Origin of the sequence: Sanguibacter gelidistatuariae (genome assembly GCF_900096585.1) — a bacterium.
Lineage (GTDB): Bacteria > Actinomycetota > Actinomycetes > Actinomycetales > Cellulomonadaceae > Sanguibacter > Sanguibacter gelidistatuariae.
Genome location: NZ_FMYH01000002.1, coordinates 595,829 through 617,137, shown reverse-complemented (window position 1 = coordinate 617,137; position 21,309 = coordinate 595,829). Strand labels below are relative to the sequence as shown.

Here is a 21,309-nt window from a genome sequence, read left to right as displayed (position 1 = left end):
TAGCCTGCACCAGAGCGCGACCGGGCAGTCATCGCGCTCGCGTGGTCAGAGCGCCTCGACCGCGAGCTCGGCGCGGGGGCCACGCTTGGGACGCGGCTCCGCGATGCCGGCCTTCTTCAGGTCCGCGCGCAGCTCCTGGGGCAGCGAGAACATGAGGTCTTCGGTCGCGGTGCGGACCTCTTCAACTGTGCCGTAGCCGCGATCGGCGAGGTAGGCCAGCACGTCCTGGACGAGGATCTCCGGCACGGACGCACCGGAGGTGACCCCGACGGTCCGCACACCGTCGAGCCATGCCTCGTCGATCTCCTTCGCGTAGTCGATCAGGTACGACGCGCGGGCCCCGGCGTGCAGCGCCACCTCGACCAGGCGCACCGAGTTCGAGGAGTTCTTCGACCCGACGACGATCACCAGGTCGCAGTCGGGAGCGAACTTCTTGACCGCGACCTGACGGTTCTGGGTCGCGTAGCAGATGTCGTCGCTGGGCGGGTCCTGCAGGGTCGGGAAGCGCTCGCGCAACCGGCGGACCGTCTCCATGGTCTCGTCGACCGACAGCGTGGTCTGGGAGATCCACACGACCTTGTCCGGGTCGCGCACCGTGACGCCAGCCACCTCGTCGGGCGAGTTGACGATCTGGATGTGGGCGGGGGCCTCCCCCGCGGTGCCCTCGACCTCCTCGTGACCGGCGTGGCCGATGAGCAGGATGTCATAGTCGTCGTCGGCGAACCGCACGGCTTCCTTGTGCACCTTGGTCACGAGCGGGCAGGTGGCGTCGATCGTCTGCAGGTTGCGCGCCTTCGCCGCGGCCACGACGGCTGGGGAGACGCCGTGGGCGGAGAACACCACGAGCTTGCCCTCGGGGACGTCGTCGGTCTCGTCGACGAAGATCGCCCCGCGGTCGCTGAGGGTCTCCACCACGTACTTGTTGTGCACGATCTCCTTGCGCACGTAGACCGGAGCGCCATGCAGATCGAGGGCCTTCTCGACCGCGATCACCGCTCGGTCGACGCCGGCGCAGTAGCCGCGCGGGGCGGCCAGCAGCACGCGCTTGGGCTGCTCGGGAGTCTTGTCACTCAGGTCGGGCACGGCGGGCTGCTCAGCTGCAGAGAGAGTAGGCGTCACACGGCCAGTCTAAGCGACGAGCCGCCGAACACCGGGGTCCGCGAGGGTGCTTCATGACACCCTCACCGAACCCGGCGACGCCGCGCAGAAGCCAGCTCACCACGGCCACCGTCCCGAGATGTCAGTGGCATGAGGCAGGCTAGTGCCGTGGCACCTTCGACAGCACCCCCGAGCCCCGACTCGCCGACAGACGCCGCGACGCCGCGCGCGCCGCTCGCAGCCAAGGCCTCCGACACGACGGCGGAGAACCCGTGGCCGGTCCGCCTGCTGTCGGCGAAGATCAGCGACTACATCGACCGGATGGCGCCCCTGTGGGTCGAGGGGCAGATCGTCCAGCTCAACCGCCGTCCCGGCGCAGGTATGGCGTTCCTCACCCTGCGGGACACGGACTCCGACATGTCCCTCCCGGTCTCGGTCTACGCCAAGGTGCTCGACGCCGTCGGCGCCCCGCTCGAGGAGGGCGCGCACGTCGTCGTGCATGCAAAGCCGACGTTCTGGGCCAAGCGCGGGTCCTTCCAGCTCCAGGCGGACCAGCTCAAGCCGGTCGGGATCGGCGAGCTGCTCGCGCGGATCGAGCACCTCAAGCGGCTCCTCGCTGCGGAGGGCCTCTTCGACGTGTCCCGCAAGCGGCCGCTGCCGTTCCTGCCCCGGGTGGTCGGGCTGATCTGCGGGCGGGAGTCGAAGGCCGAGCACGACGTCGTCGTCAACGCCCGCGCGCGCTGGCCCCAGGTGCGCTTCGAGATCCGAGAGGTCGCGGTCCAGGGCGTCGCCGCCGTGCCGCAGGTCAGCGCAGCGATCGCAGAGCTCGACGCCCACCCCGACGTCGAGGTGATCGTCGTCGCTCGTGGCGGCGGGGCGGTCGAGGACCTGCTGCCGTTCAGCAACGAGGCGCTCGTGCGGGCCGCGGCGGCCTGCCGCACGCCGCTGGTCAGCGCGATCGGCCACGAGACCGACTCACCGCTGCTCGACCTGGTCGCCGACTACCGCGCCTCGACCCCGACCGACGCCGCGCGGCGCATCGTCCCCGACGTCAGCGAGGAGCGGGCGCGGATCACCCAGGCGCTGGTCCGCATCCGCGGCGCGATCACAGGGCGCGTCACGCACGAGCAGGCAGGGCTCGACTCGCTGCGCTCACGTCCGGTGCTCGCGGCCCCGCAGACGATGATCGACTCCCGCGACCGCGAGGTCACGGCTCTGCTCGACGACGCGCGGAGCCGGCTCGACCGTCTGCTCCTGAACGCGGCATCGACCGTCGACCGGCTCGGCGCCCAGGTGCGAGCACTGTCCCCCGCCGCCACGCTCGAGCGTGGCTACGCCGTCGTGCAAGGTCCCGGCGGTGACGTGGTGCGCTCGCCCGACGACGTGACCACCGGCGACGCGCTCCGGATCCGACTAGCAAGCGGCGAGATCGCCGCGACCGCCCGCTAAGAAACACTGAGAGAGTTGGTTTACTACTCCCATGCCCATCGACCCCACGGCCGCCCTCGGCGCCGACATCGCCGACCTCACCTATGAGCAGGCCCGCGACGAGCTGGTGCAGGTCGTCTCTCGCCTCGAGACGGGCGGCGAGCCGCTCGAGGCGAGCCTCGCGCTCTGGGAGCGCGGCGAGGCCCTGGCCGCGCGCTGCCAGGAATGGCTCGACGGCGCGCGCGAGAAGCTCGACGCCGCCCGCTCCGGCGCTCGGGCCGGCGCCACCGCAACGACCTCTACCGACACCGACGACGAGTAGGACTCTCATGGCACCCCGCACGCAGCCCACCCCGCCCGAGGCCACCGCCCTGCTCATCGGAGAGGCGCTCATCGACGTGGTCCACCGCGCCGACGGCAGCATCGATGAGCACCCGGGCGGCAGCCCCGCGAACGTGGCACTCACGCTGGGGCGCCTGCAGCGCCGGGCCGAGCTGCTCACCTGGATCGGGTCAGACGCCTACGGCGACCTCATCCGCAAGTGGCTGGCCGGCTCCCACGTGGCCCTCGCCTCCGGCAGCGACGGGGCCGCCTCGACGTCCCTGGCCACCGCTCGGCTCGGCGCCGACGGGGCCGCGACCTACGAGTTCGACCTGGAGTGGAACCTCACGAAGAACGCCGTGGTGCCCGAGGGCACGGTCGTGGTGCACACGGGATCGATCGCGGCGGTTCTCGAACCCGGGGCCACCGCGGTCCGCAAGATCGTGGAGAGCGTCCGGCACCGCGCGACGATCACCTACGACCCGAACGTACGGCCGACCCTCATGGGGTCCCCCGCCCACGCCCGGCCCCTGATCGAGGCGCTCGTGCATGCCGCCGACGTCGTCAAGGTCAGTGACGAAGACCTGCTCTGGCTGTACCCGGGCGCGGACCTGTCCGTCATCGCCACCACGTGGCAGCGCTCCGGTCCGGCGATCGTCGTGGTGACCTACGGCGGCGAGGGTGCGGTCGCCTACACCGCGACCTCCCGCCTCGAGGTCAAGGCCCCGTCCGTCACCGTCGCCGACACCGTCGGCGCGGGAGACTCCTTCATGGGTGCCCTCATCAACGGCCTGTGGAGCGCCGACCTGCTCGGCGCTGCGAAGCGTCGGGCCCTGGCAGCCATCAATTCCGACGTGCTGCAGGGCGTGCTCGAGCAGTGCGTCCAGGTCGCGGCGATCACCGTGTCCCGAGCCGGGGCGAACCCGCCGCGGCTGGCCGAGCTGGGCTGAGGCCGCGAATCTGGACGCCACGCATCACCGGCCCGGCTTCTGCCTATGCTCACAAGCATCACGTGTGCAGCCACCGGCGGTCTCGACCGTACTGACAGGACGGATCATCATGCCCCACCACGTCTCCCCCGCTGCTGCCTGGGCCGAGCTCCGCGCCGGGAACAACCGTTTCATCGCCGGTGAGATGGCCCACCCGTCGCAGGGCTTCGACCGTCGTGAACAGCTCAAGGTGTCCCAGAACCCCTTCGCACTCGTCTTCGGCTGCTCGGACTCGCGGGTCGCCGCCGAGATCATCTTCGACCAGGGGCTCGGCGACGTGTTTGTGGTCCGCACCGCCGGGCACGTGCTCGACACGACCGTCATCGGGTCGATCGAGTACGGCGTCGACATCCTCGACACCCAGCTCATCGTCGTGCTCGGGCACGACAACTGCGGGGCGATCGCCGCAGCCGTGCACGCACTGACCACGGGCGAACAGCCGAACGGCTTCATCCGCGCCGTCACCGACCGGGTGATCCCGTCAATCGTCAGCCTCACCTCGGCCGAGGGCGGCGGATTCGTCTCCCTCGACACCGACGTCCTGCGCCGCGAGCACGTGCGCCACACGATGTCGATGCTGCACTCCTACTCCGCTGCCATCGCCAAGGCCGTGGCCGAGGGCCGCTGCGCGATCGTCGGTGTGGAGTACGACCTCGAGGACGGCAGCGCCCGGCTGGTCGAGGTCATCGGCGACATCGGGGACGTCCCGCTCGACGTGTAGCGTGCGCCAGGTGTGGGGCCACCGGCCCCACACCCAGGCCCACACAGGGCGCTGCGGCCAAGGTCACGGGGCGCGCAGGCAATATCTGGGCCTCCGGTGCGGCACGATGGACCCATGACTTCCACACCTGACACCGATGTCACCGGCGAGTTCCGGATCGAGCACGACACGATGGGCGAGGTCCGCGTCCCCGCGGCCGCGCTCTACCGTGCCCAGACCCAGCGCGCCGTCGAGAACTTCCCCATCTCCGGCACGCCGCTCGAGCGCAGCCACATCGAGGCCCTCGCCCGCGTCAAGAAGGCCGCCGCTCGCGCGAACGCCGAGCTCGGCGTGCTCGAGGCCGACGTCGCCGAGGCGATCGTCGCCGCGGCCGACGCCGTCGCCCAGGGCGGATACGACGAGCACTTCCCGCTCGACGTGTTCCAGACGGGCTCCGGCACGTCGTCGAACATGAATGCCAACGAGGTCATCGCGACGCTCGCGACCAGGTCCCTGGGCCGCGAGGTGCACCCCAACGACCACGTGAACGCCTCGCAGTCCTCCAACGACGTGTTCCCGACGTCGGTCCACGTCGCCGCCACGGCCGGCGTCGTCGGCTCCCTCATCCCGGCCCTCGCCCACCTGGCCATCAGCCTGGAGGCCAAGGCGGCGGAGTTCGTGACCGTCGTGAAGTCCGGCCGCACGCACCTCATGGACGCGACGCCGGTCACCCTCGGCCAGGAGTTCGGCGGCTACGCGGCCGCCGTGCGCTACGGTATCGAGCGCCTCGAGTCGGCGCTGCCGCGCGCCGCCGAGGTCCCCCTCGGCGGGACCGCCGTGGGCACGGGCATCAACACCCCGGCCGGCTTCCCCCAGCGCGTCATCGCCCTCCTCGTCGAGGACACCGGCCTGCCGCTGACCGAGGCCCGCAACCACTTCGAGGCGCAGTCCGGCCGGGACGGTCTGGTCGAGCTCTCCGGCGCGCTGCGCGGCGTGGCGGTCTCCCTGACGAAGATCTGCAACGACCTGCGCTGGATGGGCTCGGGCCCCAACACGGGCCTCGGCGAGATCGCCATCCCCGACCTGCAGCCGGGCTCCTCGATCATGCCCGGCAAGGTCAACCCGGTCATCCCGGAGGCCGTTCTCATGGTCGCGGCGCGCGTGATCGGCAACGACGCGACCGTCGCCTGGGCCGGCGCGAGCGGCTCCTTCGAGCTCAACGTGCAGATCCCGGTGATCGCCCTCGGCGTGCTCGAGTCGATCCGCCTTCTCTCCAACGCGAGCGTCCTGCTCGCGGACAAGACGGTCGACGGCATCACCGCCAACGTCGAGCGGGCCCGTGCGCTGGCCGAGTCCTCCCCGTCCATCGTGACACCGCTCAACCGCGTCATCGGCTACGAGGCCGCGTCCAAGGTGGCCAAGCACTCGGTCAAGAAGGGCCTGACGGTCCGCGAGGCCGTCATCGACCTCGGCTTCGTCGAGCGCGGCGAGGTCACCGAGGCGCAGCTGGACAGCGCCCTCGACGTGCTCGCGATGACGCGGCCGCCGCAGGCCTGATGCACTCCTGATGCGTTGAAGAGCCCGACGCCGATGCGGCGTCGGGCTCTTCAACGTCAGTACTCCAGCGGGTCGAGTCGCGCGAGGACCCGCGCCAGCAGCACCCCCAGCTGGTCGCGTTCGGAATCCTCGAGCCCGTCCAGCGCAACCGCCTCGCGCGCCACGTGCGCGGGGAAGATCTCGTCGACGAGGTCGTCGCCCGCCCTCGTGAGGGAGACGTGCACCACCCGGCCGTCGCGCTCGGACGGCACGCGCCCCGCCAGGCCGGCCCGGGCCAGCCGGTCGAGGCGCTTGGTGATCGCCGCGGGCGAGGCTCCGGTCACCGTCGTGATCTCCCCCGGACGCAGCGGTCGGCCGGACCGCCGCAGCGCGCACAGCACGTCAAACTCACCCCGGGTGAGCCCGTGCGGGGCCAGATCGACCTCGCTGCCCGCCGTCACCGCGGCCGCGATCCGCAAGATCCGCCCGACCACGAGGATGTGGGAGGAGTCGAGGTCGGGGTATCGCAGCGCCCACTCGCTCGCAGCACGCTCGGCAAAGTCCACCTGCATCTCCCCTTGGGTCGCTCCGGAATTATTTCACGAGTAAACTACTTGTGAAGTATATCGGCAGCAGGCACCCCCCGGGGCCTGCTGCCGTCCTCCCTGAAAGGACGTGCCGCTCTCCGTGCCTGCTCATGACGCCGCCAGCACCCCGTCCGACGGACCGCACCCCGCGGCGCCAGGCCCCAGGCGCGGACCGCGCCATCACGCCGTACGGTCCGTCCTGTCCCCCGAGCACACGCGCGCGGCCCTGAAGATCCACCCGGCCGACGCGACGGTCGCCGCCGCCCTGCGCGCCGGGCTCGCCGTCTGCCTCGCACTCACCCTGGGGCACCTCTCCCCCCACCCCGAGATGGTCGGCTTCGCCTCTCTCGGCGCCCTGACCTCGATCTACGGCCGATACGAGCCATATCGGCGGAGGGCGGCCGTCCTCGCGATCGCCGGGGCGATGATCACCCTGGCGATCCTCGTGGCCTCGATCGGACCACATCTGGGCTGGTCAGAATATGCGTCTTTGCTCGTCGTGGGGCTGCTGGCCGGTGTGGCCAGCCTGGTCGCCCTCGCACTGAAATTCGGCCCACCCGGGCCGATCATGGTCATCTTCGCGGCCGGCGCCGCGGTCTCCGGCTCCCCCTCGCTCTCCGACATCGGCCTGCGGACCGCCTTCGCCTTCGGTGGCGCGGCACTCGCCTGGCTGATCTGCATGTCGGGATACCTCGTGCGCCCCTCGGCCCCCGCGCTGCTCGCCGTACGTCGCGCCCTGGCACCGGCGACCTTCGACGAAGCGCGTGTGGCCCTCGCCCGGGACGTCCTGGCCGACGACGCCTCCCACCGGCGGACCGCACCGATGGCCCACGAACTTGCCCGCGCGCTCGCCGAGCACGAGAACAACAGCCGCCCGGTGCCAAGTTCGGCCACGACCACGCCGCCGGTCTCCGCCGCCCTTCCGGCGCGTCGCACCGTCCGCTCGGCCTTCCGAGCCTCCCGTGCCACGGGCGAGCTCACCGTACCCGCCCTGCGGATCACCGTCGCCGCGATCGCCGCGTCCTTCCTCGCTCACGCGCTCGGCTGGGGTCACCCGTCGTGGGCGGCGATCGGGGCGGCCTCGACCCTGCAGGGTAGTCACATCCACACCACGACGCCGCGCGCGATCCAGCGCGCCGTCGGGACCGCGGTCGGCGCTCTCTTGGCCTGGCCGCTGCTCGAGGCCGACCTGAGCTTCTGGTGGATCGTGGCCGTGGTCGTCGCGCTGCAGGTCGTCACGGAGGTGATCGTGGCCCGGCAGTATGCGCTGGCCATGCTCACGATCACCCCGATGGCGCTGCTCATGACGTCCTTCGGAGACCACTCCGGCGGTCAGCTCGCCCTCGACCGCGGGCTGACCACCGCGCTCGGGGCGCTCGTCGGCGTGCTCCTGACGATCCTGGTGCACGACACCTGGACGCCGCGGCGACCACGGCGGGCGTGACTCAGACCTCGATGCGCTCGAGCATCTCGGTGACGAGCGCGGCGACCGGGGAACGCTCGGACCGGGTGAGCGTCACGTGCGCGAACAGCGGGTGGCCCTTGAGCGCCTCGATCACGGCGGCCACGCCGTCGTGACGGCCCACGAGCAGGTTGTCGCGCTGGGCGACGTCGTGGGTCAGCACCACGCGTGAGGACTGCCCGATCCTCGACAGGACGGTCAGCAGCACATTGCGCTCGAGGGACTGCGCCTCGTCGACGATGACAAAGGCGTCGTGCAGCGACCGGCCGCGGATGTGCGTGAGGGGCAGCACCTCGAGGATCTCGCGCTCCATGATCTCCTCGATCACCTCCCGGCTGACGACCGCGCCCAGGGTGTCGAAGACGGCCTGAGCCCACGGGTTCATCTTCTCCGCCTCGGAACCCGGCAGGTAGCCGAGCTCCTGACCGCCGACCGCGTAGAGCGGTCGGAAGACCATGATCTTGCGGTGCTTGCGCTTCTCCAGGACCGCCTCGAGCCCGGCGCACAACGCCAGCGCCGACTTTCCGGTGCCGGCCCGACCGCCGAGGGAGACGATCCCGATCGAGTCGTCCATGAGCAGGTCGATCGCGACCCGCTGCTCGGCCGAGCGCCCACGCAGCCCAAAGACCTCCTGGTCGCCGCGGACGAGCTGCAGGTGCTTGTCCGCGGTCACGCGGCCCAGGGCAGACCCACGCGGGGAGTGCAGCACGAGCCCCTTGTGGCACAGGGTCGGGGCGACGGCCTCGAGGGCCGCCGCGTCCAGGCTCGCCAGCTCGAGGGACTCGTTCTCCCACAGGGCCACCATCTGCTCCTCCGCGAGGGCGAGATCGCCCATCCCGGTCCACCCGGAGTCCACGGCCAGCTCGGCCCGGTACTCCTCGGCGGACAGTCCCACGGCGGAGGCCTTGACCCGCATCGGCAGGTCCTTGGAGACGACTGTGACGTCCGCACCCTCAGCCGCGAGGTTAGCCGCGACGGCGAGGATGCGGGTGTCGTTGTCCCCGAGCCGGAACCCGTCCGGGAGCCCGCGCGGGTCGGTGTGGTTGAGCTCGACCCGCAGCGTCCCGCCCGCGTCCCCCACCGGGATCGGCGCGCTCAGGCCACCGTGGACCACTCGGAGGTCGTCGAGCATGCGCAGCGCGCCGCGGGCGAAGTACCCGAGCTCGGCGTGGTGGCGCTTGGCCTCGAGCTCGGAGATGACAACGATCGGGAGGACGACGTCATGCTCAGCAAAACGCAGCGGAGCGGTCGGGTCCGAGAGCAGGACCGACGTATCCAGCACAAAGGTTCGACGAGCTGCCACAACAGGCTCCCTCCGGCGCGGGTGCGCCTAGGTGAGTGGACGACGCTGATGTCGTCCGTCACCTGGAAACTACGCCCATGTAGTTCCTGTCGCCACGGCAGCCACAACATGTAGCAAAAATGTCACCTCGCGTTCACCTGCCAGATACTCACGCCGAGACATGACCGGAGTCACGGCGCATGGCGATCCCGGCGATCATGCCGACCACGAGCACGGCTGCCACAAGAAGCATGGTCTGGCCTGCAGCGGTCGCGAACCCGGTGTTGAACGCGCTGGCACCGGCCTCCGCGATCTTCTGCGCCGTGTCAGCCGGCACCCCCTCGGGCGCCGTGACACCGCTCCCGCCCCCGGTGAACGACCCTCCGGCGGCGGCGAAGCCGTCGATGAAAGCCGCGCGGAACTCCTGCGGAAGGATGGCTGCGGCCTCGCGTGCGGCGTCGGGCAGGGTGACCGCGAGGCGCCCCTGGAGCATCGCGACGATCGCGGCGGAGCCGATCACGCCGCCCACCTGGCGGGTGGTGTTGAACGCGCCGGCGCCCGCCCCGGCCGTCGTGTGGTCCAGCCCGGCCGTGGCCAGGCTGGCCATCGGGGAGAAGACGCACCCCGTGCCGAAGCCGAAGAGCACCATCGGTCCGACGATCACCCAGGGTGAGATCCCCGGGGCCATGACCGCGTGGAGCCAGAGGGTGGACAGTGCGAGCGAGGCGAAGCCGGTCACCATGACCCACTTCGCCGGCACCCGGTCGGAGAGCCGACCGGCGAAGGGCGCCACGACACCCGAGACGAGCGAGCCGGGCAGCGCGATCATCGCGGCGCGCAGGGGCGAGAGGCCCAGGGTCGTCTGCAGGAAGATGGTCAACGGGAAGAAGATCCCGATCATCGCGAAGGAGACGGCCATCCCGGACACGTTCGCCAGGGAGAAGTTGCGGTGGTGGAAGAGGCTCAGCGGCAGCAGCGCGTCCGCGCCGAGCCGGTGCTGCCAGTAGATGAACCCGGCAATCACCAGGGCGCCGAAGCCGATGATCATCGGAACCGTGATCGGACCCCAGACCTCGCCCCAGTCGTAGGACTCCCCTTCCTGGACACCGAAGACGAGCGCGGCCAGGCCGACGACCGACAGCGCAACTCCGAGGAGGTCGAAGGACTTCTTGTTCGTGGCCAGCGCCGGCAGCGACCGGAAGGCGAAGAACAGCGCGACGAGCCCGACCGGGATGTTGACGAAGAAGATCCACTCCCACCCGAGCGTCTCGACGAACAGCCCGCCCAGGACCGGCCCCGTGATGGTCGCGATGCCGGCGACCGAGCCCCAGACACCCATGGCCGCGCCGCGCTGGTGCGGCGGGAAGACCCGGGTGATGATCGCCATGGTCTGGGGCGTCATGAGCGCGGCGCCGACGCCCTGGACCGCGCGGGCGATGATGAGCATGGCGATGCTGCCCGAGAGCCCGCACCACAGGGAGCTCAGGGTGAAGACGACCAGGCCGATGATGAAGACGTTCTTGGGCCCGTACCGGTCCCCCAGCCGCCCCGTGACCAGCAGCAGCACGGCGTAGGTGAGCAGGTAGGCGCTCGTGACCCACGCCACGGCAGAGAGCCCCACATCGAAGGTCTCGACCAGGGTCGGGACAGCGATGTTCACGATCGTCGTGTCGACCATGATCATGAAGAAGCCGAGCAGCAGGGCCGGCAGCACGCTCCACGGCGTCTTTCCGTGCAGGTCGACGACGGCCGGCGCGCCGGCCGCGGTGGGTGCGCTCATGACAAATCCTTGCGTGAGGTCCGAGGGTGGCGCGTGCGCGCGTGGTGACTAACGACTGTTGAGCAGCCTATATTCCGCCGCCGACATCCGGCGGGGCGCCCGGCGACGGGCCTGCGTGTCACAGGTCACGGCTAGCGTGGTTGCCATGACCGCATATGCAGCGCTGCTCAGGGGCGTCAACGTCGGTGGGAATCGTTCGGTCCCGGCCGCGGTCCTGCGCGCGATCGGGACGGACGCCGGCTTCGAGGCCCCGGCGACACTCCTCAACAGCGGGAATCTCGTGCTGGGCGCGGGCCGCCCAGGGACGCCCGCCGCCGCCTGCTCCACGGCCGACGACGCGGCGCGCCTCGTCCGGGACGAGCTGGGCTCCCGGCTCGGGCTCGAGGTGGACGTCGTCGTCGTCACCCACGCCGACCTGGATGCGGTCGTGGCGGCGAACCCCTTCCCGCAGGAGAGCGCCACCGAGCCGTCGAAGGTCCTCGTGACGTTCTATCTCGATCCACCCGACCCCGAGCGGCTCGCCGCAATTGATCTCACGGGCTTTCCGGAACGGATGGTCTGGGCTGGCGGCGTCGGAATCGCCCACTACCCGGGCGGCGCGGGAACGAGCAAACTCACCCCCGCCTTCCTCCGACGCGCAGTCGGGAGCGACGGGACCGCGCGGAACTGGAACACCGTGCTCAAGCTTCGCGAGCTGCTCGCCGACAGGGAGAGCATCGGTCAGCCGATCGACTGACCACATTCGGCCGAACGGCCGTCGCGCCGGCCATGGCCGGGTCCGTAGGCTGGCGGCATGCAGGTCAGCGACGGTCCACTCATCGACGCCCGGTGGGCCCTCCCCGGTCAGATCGCGCGCGCCGACAGCGCGGCCTATGGCCAGCCCCGGTTCCGACGGACGCCCCGGGACTGGGCGGTCGACATCGCCTTCTTCCTCTTCGCCGCCTTGTTGTGGCTGGCCAGCCTGCACATCAATGCCGCGTCGACCTTCGAGGTGACGTCTCAGGTCGACAACGGGATCGGTATGGCGGCCCCGGCCATCCACTCCTCCTCGATCTTGCTCGACGTCGTCGATCCTGTCGTAGGCGCGCTGCTGTGCCTTGCGCTGTGGTGGCGCCGACGTCTGCCGGTCACCCTCGCCGTCCTCGCTGTGCTCGCGGGGACCTTCTCCATCACGTCCAGCGGCGCGGCGCTCGTCATCGTCTTCACCCTCGCGGTGCATCGTCCGTGGCCGATCTCGGTGCCGCTCGGACTGTTGAACGTCCCCGCAAGCCTCGTCTACGGGCGGCTCCGTCCGGACGACTCCACAAGCTTCCTCGGATCCCTCATCTTCGGGACGCTCATGCTGCTGGCGATCCTCGCCTGGGGCATCGCCGTGCGGGCGCGGCGCCAGCTCGTGCTGAGCCTGCGGGCGAGCGCCGACCAGGAGCGACGCGAGCACGGACTCCTGCTCCAGGACGCCCGCCGCGCCGAGCGCGAGCTCATCGCCCGGGAGATGCACGACGTCCTCGCCCACCGGATCTCCCTGCTCTCCGTGCATGCCGGCGCCCTCGAGTACCGCACCCGCCAGGGCGAGGCCGGCACAGCCTCGGCCCTGACCGCCTCCGAGGTGCACCTTGCCGTGGCGGTGATCCGGGAGAACGCCCACCAGGCGCTCGAGGAGCTCCGGGAGGTGCTCACGGTGCTGCGCAGCGAGGGGGGCGTCGAGGACGCCCCCCTCGCCCAGCCGGGGTCGTCGCCGCACGTCGGCACGGCGGCACCACAGCCCACGATCGGCGACCTGGCCACGCTCGTCGCCGAGGCCCGGGCTGCGGGCCAGCAGATTCATCTGGAGATCGACGCGCCCGGCCTCGAGGGCACCCGACCTCAGCTGCAGCGCACGGTCTACCGGGTGGTCCAGGAGGGCCTCACCAACGCCCGCAAGCACGCCCCGTCCGCCCTGGTCAACGTCACGCTCCGGGGTGAGGTCGCCGCGGGGATCGACCTCGTCATCACGAACGTCGTGCCGATCGACGCGGTCGAGTCGGATATCCCCGGGGCTGGGGCGGGCCTCGCCGGACTGGCGGAGCGGGTGGCGATCGAAGGCGGGACCCTTGGGCATGAGATTCGCGGCGGCGCGTTCCGGCTCCGCGTGCGGCTACCGTGGCGAGCATGATCCGCACCCTTATCGTCGATGACGACGCCCTCGTCCGCTCCGGCCTGCGACTCATGCTCGGCGGGGCCCACGACATCGAGGTGGTTGGCGAGGTGGCCGACGGGACGCTCGTGGCCGGCGCCGTGACGGAGCTGAGCCCCGACGTCGTGCTCATGGACATCCGGATGCCCGTCATGGACGGCATCGCCGCGACCCGGGCGTTGTCCGCGAGCCCCTGCGGGCCTCAGGTCATCGTGCTGACGACCTTCGGCGGGGACGACATGATCCTCGCCGCACTGCGGGCGGGCGCCTCCGGGTACCTGCTCAAGCACACCCCGCCGGAGGAGATCGTCGACGCGGTGCGTCGCGCGGCCGACGGCGAGCCGGTGCTCTCCCCCGCTGTCATGCAGGTGCTCATCGACCAGGCGACGAATGTCGCGCCGACCGGCACGAGGCACGCCGTCTCCGAGCCCGATGCGGGGCCCGCAGTCTCCGAACGCGCCCTGGCGGCCCATACCCAGCTCGCCGTGCTCAGTGCCCGCGAGCGCGACGTCGCGAACGCCGTCGCGCGCGGGATGACCAACACCGAGATCGCCCAGACACTGTTCCTGTCGATGGGCACGGTGAAGTCGCACATCTCCAGCGCCCTGACCAAGCTGGACTTCTCCAACCGGATCCAGCTCGCGCTGCTCGCCTACGAGGCCGAGCGGTAGCACGCCCCGCGTGACCGCAGGTCACGCCGCAGTAACGCCTCCACGACACGCCCGTGTGACGCACTTCACAACTTCCACCAGGTGTTGCTAGGCTTACTGAGAAGTTATCTAATACTCTGAGTTTCAGATAGGGCTGGCGCGGCGGACCAATGGCGGTCCGACTTCCCAGCTCTCTCGCCCCACAGGTCCCCACCAGCCAGGCGCTGCGCCTGGCTGTCCACGCGCGCGCCGCAATCCGAGGCGCGAGACAGGACTCCGATGAGCTCGCACACGACTGCCCCCCGACTCCCGCGGTTCCCCTTCTTCACCGGGGTGTCGATGATCCTGCTCGCCCTCGTGGCGATCGGGCTCATCGTCTACCTCCAGATCTTCAACACGAAGGTGCACAACGCCTCGATCAAGCTCAACGACGGGTCCACCCAGGTCGCGGCCGGCGCGGGTGAGCTCGCCACCGGATCGGGGAGTGCGGCTACCGGCGCCGGAGTTCTCTCGGCCGGGGCGGCCACCCTCAAGACCGGCGCCTCAGACGTCGCCGACGGAGCGACCGCCGTCTCCGACGGTGCCGCCACGCTGTCCGAGGGCACCCTCACCCTCCAGACCGGCGCGAGCGCGCTGGACTCCGGAGCCAAGGACCTCGACGACGGAGCAACCAAGATCGCCTCCGGCGCGGGCGACGCCGCGACCGGCGCACAACGGCTGAAGGTCGGCGCGGCCTCGGTCGCGACCGGGGCGGGCAGCCTCTCCGACGGGGCCGCCGCCCTGGCCACCGGCGCCCAGTCCCTGGCCACCGGGGCCGCCTCGGCGTCGTCCGGTGCCAGCCTGCTGTCCGACGGCGCAGCCTCCCTGGACACCGGGGCCGGCACGTTGTCGACCAAGACCGGCGAGCTCCGCGACTCCGTCGCGATCCTGGCCGGCAAGCTGCCGGCCCTGGACACCGGGGCCGGACTGGTCAAAGACGGTGCCGAGACCGTCTCCAAAGGCGTCACGGACGCGAAGGACAGCGTCGTGGGCCTGAGCGCGTACCTGGATGGCCTCTCCCAGAGCGTGACCGCGGACGGCACGACGTCGCTCATGGCAGCCACCAAGGACATCGGCGCCGATGCGGGCACCCTCGCGACCAAGCTCGACACCCTTGAAGCGGACCTCGAGGTGCTGCGTGCTGCGCTCGCGTCGGGCACTGCGGTCTCGGAAGCAGACCTCGAGACGCTCAAGACGAAGGCCGATGACCTGTCCGGATCGGCGACCGCGATCCAGAACGCCGCGGCCGGCACGACAGAGACCAGCCTCAAGCACGGCCTCCTCGTCATGCAGGCCACGATCGCCGGCGTCTCCAAGAACGCAGGGATTCTCGCGACCAAGATGGAACCGCTCGTCACCGGCGCCGCAAACCTGCACACCGGAGCCATCACGCTCAAGGACGGAACCGCCGCACTGGCCGTCGCCGGACCCCAGCTCACCGAGGGCACCACCCTCATCGCGGCGGGGGCGAGCACCCTCAAGCAGGGCGCAACCACCCTCGCAACGGGCGCCTCGGCGCTCAAGGCGGGAACGTCTCAGCTCGCGACCGGCGCCACGACGCTCTCGACCGGCGGCGCCTCCCTCGCGACCGGAGCCGGAAAGCTCGCAACCGGCACCTCTGACCTCTCGACCGGGGCGTCCTCCCTGGCCACCGGGACCCAGCTGCTGGCCACCGGGACCACCACACTGGCGACCGGAACCGGCACGCTCGCCGAAGGCACCGCGGCCCTGAGCACCGGAACCGGCACCCTGGTCACCGGATCGCAGGCCCTGGCCACCGGAGCCCAGAGCCTGGCCACCGGAGCCGGAGACCTCAGCAATGGCTCGGCCACCCTCGCCGACGGCGCCACCGCCCTGGCCGAGGGCACGAACGCGGTCGCCGAGGGCGCCACGGCCGTGGGCGGTGGGACCAGTCAGATCTCCGAGGGAACCAACCAGCTCCAGACGGATGTCGAGAACGGCCCCACCCTCACACTCGCCTTCGTGGGGGCCGCCCTGGCGATCCTCGGGCTCATCGTGGGCATCGTGGCCGTCGCGGTCGGCATGCGCAGGCGCGAGATCGCCTGACGTACCGTAGATCCATAGGATCAACCCTTGGTGTGCCGGGAAGCCTGGTCGGCGTCCTCATCGTCGACCCTCGGGAGAAGCATGAACACCCCACCCGGCACCACCAGCAACAGCGCTGACAGCACCGTCGGCCAGCGGCTCAGGACGTGGGTCACCCGTGAGACCACGGGTGGCCTGCTCCTGATCCTCGCCGCCGCGGCGGCCCTCGTCTGGGCAAACTCCCCGTGGCGCGAGGCCTACACGAGCCTGTCGCAGCTGACGATCGGCCCAGCGGCCCTGCACCTCGACCTCACCCTCGCGCAGTGGGCCGCGGACGGTCTGCTGGCGATCTTCTTCTTCGTCGTCGGGCTCGAGCTCAAGTACGAGTTCGTCGCCGGGTCGCTGCGCCAGCCGCGGCAGGCCGGCGTCCCGATCCTGGCGGCCGTCGGCGGTATGGCCGTCCCGGCGGTGTTGTTCGTCACGGTCCTCCACCTCACCGGAGACACGTCCGCGGCCGGCGGGTGGGCCATCCCCACCGCGACCGACATCGCCTTCGCCCTCGCCGTCCTCGCCGTGTTCGGACGCGGCCTGCCGGCCGCGATCCGCACCTTCCTGCTGACCCTCGCCGTCGTCGACGACCTGCTCGCGATCGTGGTCATCGCCGTCTTCTACACCGACAGCGTGTCCTGGCTGCCGTTGGGCCTGGCCGTGGTCGCGCTCGTCGTCTTCCGGCTGCTCGTCAGCGCGCGCACGGTGCGCGGCTGGGTCCTGCTCCCGCTGGCGGTGGTGATCTGGGCGCTCGTGCACGCCTCGGGGATCCACGCGACGGTGGCCGGCGTCGTCATGGGCTTCCTCGTCCCCGCCGCGCTGGTCCACGGCGAGCGCGAGCCGCGCACTCACGCCTTCAATGATGTCTGGAGTCCCATCTCATCAGGGCTCGCGCTGCCGGTCTTCGCCTTCTTCGCCGCCGGGGTGTCCCTCGTCGATGACGGCGTGCTCGGAGTCCTCAGCCAGGGCGTGGCCGTGGCGATCATGGTTGCCCTTGTCGTCGGGAAGTGCGTCGGGGTGCTCGGCACCACGTGGGCGCTGACCCGGCTCACCCCGCTGCGGCTCGCCCCCGGGATCGGGCTGCGCGACCTGCTCCCGGTCGGCCTGCTCGCGGGCATCGGCTTCACCGTCTCACTCCTCATCGCCGAGCTGTCCTTCCCGGCCGACTCGATGCACGGCCACGCCGCGAAGACGGCCGTGCTGGCGGCGTCGGTCATCGCGGCGACTCTCGCGGCGCTGGCCCTGCGCGCCGACACGCGGCGCACGGACCGCGGCAACGACATGAATGACGACGGACTGCCCGACGACATCACAGAGTTCATCGGGGACGACGAGGGGCCAAGCCACTAGAGTCGCGACATGGAGCGAATCGGTCATCTCATGTCTCGCCTCGGCGCGGTCCTGCGCCGCTACGGCCACACCTTCTCCCCGAGCGGGCTGACCGTCGCCCTGATCTTCTACTGCGTGTCGATGACGCCGTCCCTCATCCCCCGTACGTGGCTCTACCAGGGGCTGCTCACCGGGCTGTCCGCGCTGGGTGGTTACGCGATCGGCGCGCTGCTGGGATGGGTGCTGCGCACATTCGGCTTCTCCACGCCGTGGTCGGAGAAGGTCACCCGGGTGGCGTGGTGGGGCCTGGCCGGGTTGACCCTCATCCTGGTCCCATGGTTCCTCGTGCTTGGCGCGCACTGGCAGAGTGCGCTGCGCACGCTCTTCGGTATGGAGCAGTCCGCACCGATCCATTACATCAAGCTGCTCGCCCTCGCCCTCGTGCTGGCGCTGCTCCTGCTGCAGATCGGTCGCGGGCTGCGCTGGTGCACCCGCAAGGCGGCGGCATTCCTCGGCCGGTGGATCCCGCCGCACGTCGCCAAGCTCATCGCGGCGGTCGCGGTCACGGCAGTGACGGTGGTCGTCGTCAACGGTGGCCTCGTCAACGGCACGCTCGACGCACTCAACTCGGTGTACGCCAAGGTCGACGAGGCCACCCCGGCCGGCGCGGTCCAGCCGACCAACGCCGAGCGGTCCGGCTCGCCAGAATCCCTCGCCTCCTGGGACACCTTGGGCAACCAGGGCCGCGGCTTCGTCTCCGGCGGACCCACGGTCGAGGAGATCACCGATTTTGTCGCAGGTGGCGACGTGATCGCCCCGGCCGAGGTCAGGGAGCCCATCCGGGTGTACGCGGGGCTCGACTCCGCCGACGCCGCCGGCTCCCTCGACACCGACGAGTCGCTCAAGGCCGCGGCGGACCTCGTAGTCGCCGAGCTCAACCGGACCGACGCCTGGGACCGGGAGATCCTTGTGGTCACCACGACGACGGGCACCGGCTGGGTAGACCCGGGCATGTCGGAGGCGCTCGAGTACATGCACGGCGGCAACTCCGCGATCGCCGCCATGCAGTACTCCTTCCTGCCGAGCTGGATCAGCATCCTCTCCGACCGCGAGACGCCGCCCGCCGCCGGTAAGGCGCTCTACGAGGCTGTCTACGCGGCGTGGTCGACCAAGCCCGCCGACTCCCGCCCCTTCCTCGTGGCCTACGGCATCTCCCTGGGCAGCTTCGGCGCGCAGGGCGCCTTCAGCGGCCTGCAGGACATCAGCGCACGCACCGAGGGTGCACTCTTTGTCGGCACGCCGAGCTTCACGCCCAACTGGCGCTTCTTCACCGACAACCGCGACCCGGGCAGTCTCGAGTACAGCCCGGTCTTCGAAGAGGGCCGCCAGGTCCGCTTCGGCACCGACGTGAACAGCGCCGCCAACATCTGGGACGTCCCCGGCACGTGGGAGACGCCGCACGTCGTCTACATCCAGCACGCCTCGGACGCTGTCATGTGGTGGTCGATGGACCTGCTCTGGCGCGAGGCCGACTGGATCTCCGAGCCCGGCCCCGACAGGATGGAGATGACCTGGGTGCCGATCGTGACGTTCTGGCAGGTCACCTTCGACATGTTCGTCGCGGCCGACGTGCCCTCGGGCCACGGTCACGACTACCGCCAGTCCTACGTCGACGGGTTGTCTGCCCTCGGGGCGCCGGAGGCGTGGACGCCGGCGGAGACGACGCGGCTGCGCGAGCTCATGGGGCCGCAGGCCCACGGGGACTGAGCGGGCGCCGCAGATCAAGAGATGGGCCCCGATCGTCACGTGTGCAGCGTGACGATCGGGGCCCACCCTGTCCTGGGGCCGCTCAGGCGACGGGCATCCATACCCGCATCGTCGACGGCCCGCGGTTCGCCCATGAGTGATACGGAACCAGGGAGATCAGACCGCGATCGGTCACCTGGAGCGGGTCGGTCTCGGCGGCTGCGCCGAAGGGCCACGCCACGTCGGCTGCCTCGGTCGTGGTGACCTGCACCAGGACCGCGCCGTCGAGCTCGATCGGGGGCACGCTCGTGTCGACCGAGGCGATGTTGACCGAGGCGCCCAGGTCCGTGGACTCCAGGCACAGCACGAGCGGGCCGCGTTCCACGGCCACCTGGCCGCGGACGGCGTCGACGCGCGCGTCGGGCCAGGTCCAGCGGGCCACCACGGGCAGCTCAAGCTCGACCACGTCGCCTACCGCGAAGGCGCGGGTCACCTGGGCATAGCCGGAGGCAACGCTCGTGGCCTCGCCGTCGACCCTGAGCACCGCGCGCTCGGCCCAGGCCGGCACCCGCAGGCTGAGCGTCCACTCGGCGCCCTGATCCTCCGACGGGACGTCGATGACCGTGACGCGGATCAGTCCGTCGTCGGGGTACCGGGTCTCCACGCTCAGCCCGACCGTCCGGCCGTCGCCCAGCGGAGCCAGGATCTGCGCCGACGCGAACTGGTGCAGCTGCACACCGGCGTCGTCCACGGATGCGAGGTAGGAACCAAGCGAGGCGACGGTGCGCGCGACGTTGGTGGGGCAGCACGAGACCTCGAAAAACGGGGCGCGCAGGCTCGACGACGCGCGGGCGCTCGGTTCGTCCTCGTCCGGGATGGTCCCGGGCACGCGCTGGTGCAGCGTGTTCGTGTAGTAGAAGGCCGTCCCGTCCTGCGACGGCGACGTCGCCACGACGTTGAAGAGCGTCCGCTCGACGGCGTCGGCGTGCGCGGCCTCGCCCGAGGCGAGGAGCAGGCGCTGGTTGAGCATGACGGAGGCGACCCCCGCGCACGTCTCGGAGTATGCGCGGTCCGAGGGCAGCTCGTAGTCGACCCCGAAGGACTCCCCCTCGTGGTGCGCGCCCATCCCACCGGTGAGGTAGGTACGGCGGGCTAGCGTGGCCAGGGTCTGTGAGGTGATCGCGGCGAGCAGCTCGCCGTCACCGGTGTCGACCGCGAGGTCGGCTGCCCCGGCGGCCAGGTAGAGGGCGCGCACCGAGTGCCCGGTCATGATCGCGGTGTCGCGGACCGGCGCGTCGTCCTGGAAGTACTGGGCACCGAACTCGATGTCCCCCAACCGGCCGTGTCCACGACGGTCGATGAACAGCTGCGCCTGGTCCCGGTACTTGCGGTCCCCCGTGTATCGGGACAGCTCGACGAGCGCGACCTCGATCTCCGGGTGGCCGCAGACGTTGTCGATGCCACCAGTGCCGAAGGCCTCGCACACGTGGTCTGCGGCCCGCACGGCAAGCCGTACGAACTCATCCTCGCCCGTGGTGCGCCCGCGGGCGACCCCGGCCTGGATGAGGTGCCCGTAGCAGTAGAGCTCGTGGCCCCACTGCAGGTCGGAGTAGCGCGGCTGCTGACCCGGGCGGCCAAACTTGGTCGACAGGTAGCCGTCGGCCTCCTGGACGGGAGCGATCCGGGCGACGAGGGCCTCGAACCGGGCGTCCATCGCGTGGTCGCCGGTCCGGCCGATCTCCCACGCCATGGCTTCCATGAGCTTGTAGACGTCGGAGTCGGAGAACTCCCGGCCCCGACGGGACTCGGCGATGGTGCCGGCGACGACGGAGTCGAAGTTCGTCGTCCAGCCCATCCGCTCGACCCACTTCTCGCAGTGCTCGATCATCGCGGAGGAGTTGAGCTTCTGCAGGTCGGCCCAGAACCCACCGGTGATCTGCACCTCGCCCAGTCCCAGCGGCCGCAGCCGGCCCGACGCCGGCGCGACGGGCAGGCCGCGATCCGCGCCGGTGTGCAGCAGATGGGTGAGCGGGGCTTCGGTGGTGGCACCCAGGGTCCGGGCGCGCTCGGGGGAAGACATGACTAGCTCCAGTTC

Annotated in this window: 17 protein-coding genes; 12 read left to right on the top strand and 5 right to left on the bottom strand. The window is 70.8% G+C overall.

The window, feature by feature from the left end:
* Positions 1-45 precede the first annotated feature (45 nt).
* The gene (locus BLQ50_RS07540) at positions 46-1,083 is read right to left on the bottom strand and encodes a 4-hydroxy-3-methylbut-2-enyl diphosphate reductase (RefSeq protein WP_245700977.1); all 1,038 of its coding nucleotides are present in this window, start codon (positions 1,081-1,083) and stop codon (positions 46-48) included.
* A gap of 165 nt (positions 1,084-1,248) precedes the next feature.
* Here BLQ50_RS07540 and xseA point away from each other — a divergent pair, with 165 nt between their 5' ends.
* The 5 genes from xseA (at position 1,249) to BLQ50_RS07515 (ending at position 6,093) form a co-directional block, all read left to right on the top strand.
* Positions 1,249-2,547 (top strand): exodeoxyribonuclease VII large subunit, encoded by a 1,299-nt coding sequence (xseA, locus tag BLQ50_RS07535; RefSeq protein ID WP_093182470.1) that lies wholly within the window; start codon positions 1,249-1,251, stop codon positions 2,545-2,547.
* A gap of 31 nt (positions 2,548-2,578) precedes the next feature.
* Entirely contained in the window at positions 2,579-2,848 is a 270-nt protein-coding gene (locus BLQ50_RS07530; protein ID WP_093182468.1) for an exodeoxyribonuclease VII small subunit, read from the top strand.
* 7 nt (positions 2,849-2,855) lie between these two features.
* Entirely contained in the window at positions 2,856-3,797 is a 942-nt protein-coding gene (locus BLQ50_RS07525) for a carbohydrate kinase family protein (protein ID WP_093182467.1), read from the top strand.
* A 109-nt stretch (positions 3,798-3,906) separates the two neighbouring features.
* Entirely contained in the window at positions 3,907-4,557 is a 651-nt protein-coding gene (locus tag BLQ50_RS07520) for a carbonic anhydrase (protein WP_093182465.1), read from the top strand.
* 114 nt (positions 4,558-4,671) lie between these two features.
* Positions 4,672-6,093, top strand: coding sequence for a class II fumarate hydratase (locus BLQ50_RS07515; protein ID WP_093182464.1), 1,422 nt, complete (start codon positions 4,672-4,674; stop codon positions 6,091-6,093).
* Between the two features lie 56 nt (positions 6,094-6,149).
* Here the strand turns inward: BLQ50_RS07515 and BLQ50_RS07510 are convergent, their stop codons facing one another.
* On the bottom strand, positions 6,150-6,638 hold the full coding sequence (locus tag BLQ50_RS07510) for a MarR family winged helix-turn-helix transcriptional regulator (RefSeq protein ID WP_217629121.1): 489 nt from the start codon (positions 6,636-6,638) through the stop codon (positions 6,150-6,152).
* 121 nt (positions 6,639-6,759) lie between these two features.
* On the opposite strand from BLQ50_RS07510, the gene BLQ50_RS07505 reads away from it, so the two are divergent.
* A complete protein-coding gene (locus tag BLQ50_RS07505; protein ID WP_139185771.1) occupies positions 6,760-8,103 on the top strand; it encodes an FUSC family protein in 1,344 nt (447 codons plus the stop codon).
* A gap of 1 nt (position 8,104) precedes the next feature.
* On the opposite strand, the gene phoH2 is transcribed toward BLQ50_RS07505, so the two are convergent.
* On the bottom strand, positions 8,105-9,424 hold the full coding sequence (gene phoH2, locus BLQ50_RS07500; protein WP_093182459.1) for an RNA 5'-3' helicase PhoH2: 1,320 nt from the start codon (positions 9,422-9,424) through the stop codon (positions 8,105-8,107).
* Between the two features lie 148 nt (positions 9,425-9,572).
* Positions 9,573-11,183, bottom strand: coding sequence for a DHA2 family efflux MFS transporter permease subunit (locus BLQ50_RS07495; RefSeq protein WP_093182458.1), 1,611 nt, complete (start codon positions 11,181-11,183; stop codon positions 9,573-9,575).
* A gap of 145 nt (positions 11,184-11,328) precedes the next feature.
* Here BLQ50_RS07495 and BLQ50_RS07490 point away from each other — a divergent pair, with 145 nt between their 5' ends.
* The 6 genes from BLQ50_RS07490 (at position 11,329) to BLQ50_RS07465 (ending at position 19,235) form a co-directional block, all read left to right on the top strand.
* Positions 11,329-11,919 (top strand): DUF1697 domain-containing protein, encoded by a 591-nt coding sequence (locus BLQ50_RS07490; RefSeq protein ID WP_093182457.1) that lies wholly within the window; start codon positions 11,329-11,331, stop codon positions 11,917-11,919.
* Between the two features lie 57 nt (positions 11,920-11,976).
* Positions 11,977-13,335, top strand: a complete 1,359-nt coding sequence (locus BLQ50_RS07485) for a sensor histidine kinase (RefSeq protein ID WP_093182455.1) — start codon at positions 11,977-11,979, stop codon at positions 13,333-13,335.
* On the top strand, positions 13,332-14,027 hold the full coding sequence (locus BLQ50_RS07480; protein WP_093182454.1) for a response regulator transcription factor: 696 nt from the start codon (positions 13,332-13,334) through the stop codon (positions 14,025-14,027). Before BLQ50_RS07485 ends, BLQ50_RS07480 begins: the two co-directional genes overlap by 4 nt.
* Before the next feature lie 258 nt (positions 14,028-14,285).
* A complete protein-coding gene (locus tag BLQ50_RS07475; protein ID WP_093182452.1) occupies positions 14,286-16,112 on the top strand; it encodes a YhgE/Pip domain-containing protein in 1,827 nt (608 codons plus the stop codon).
* An 81-nt stretch (positions 16,113-16,193) separates the two neighbouring features.
* A complete protein-coding gene (gene nhaA, locus BLQ50_RS07470; RefSeq protein WP_093182451.1) occupies positions 16,194-17,489 on the top strand; it encodes a Na+/H+ antiporter NhaA in 1,296 nt (431 codons plus the stop codon).
* Positions 17,490-17,498: 9 nt separating this feature from the next.
* Positions 17,499-19,235, top strand: a complete 1,737-nt coding sequence (locus BLQ50_RS07465; protein ID WP_093182449.1) for an alpha/beta hydrolase — start codon at positions 17,499-17,501, stop codon at positions 19,233-19,235.
* Positions 19,236-19,317: 82 nt separating this feature from the next.
* On the opposite strand, the gene BLQ50_RS07460 is transcribed toward BLQ50_RS07465, so the two are convergent.
* Positions 19,318-21,294, bottom strand: coding sequence for a glycoside hydrolase family 127 protein (locus BLQ50_RS07460; protein WP_093182448.1), 1,977 nt, complete (start codon positions 21,292-21,294; stop codon positions 19,318-19,320).
* Positions 21,295-21,309 lie beyond the last annotated feature (15 nt).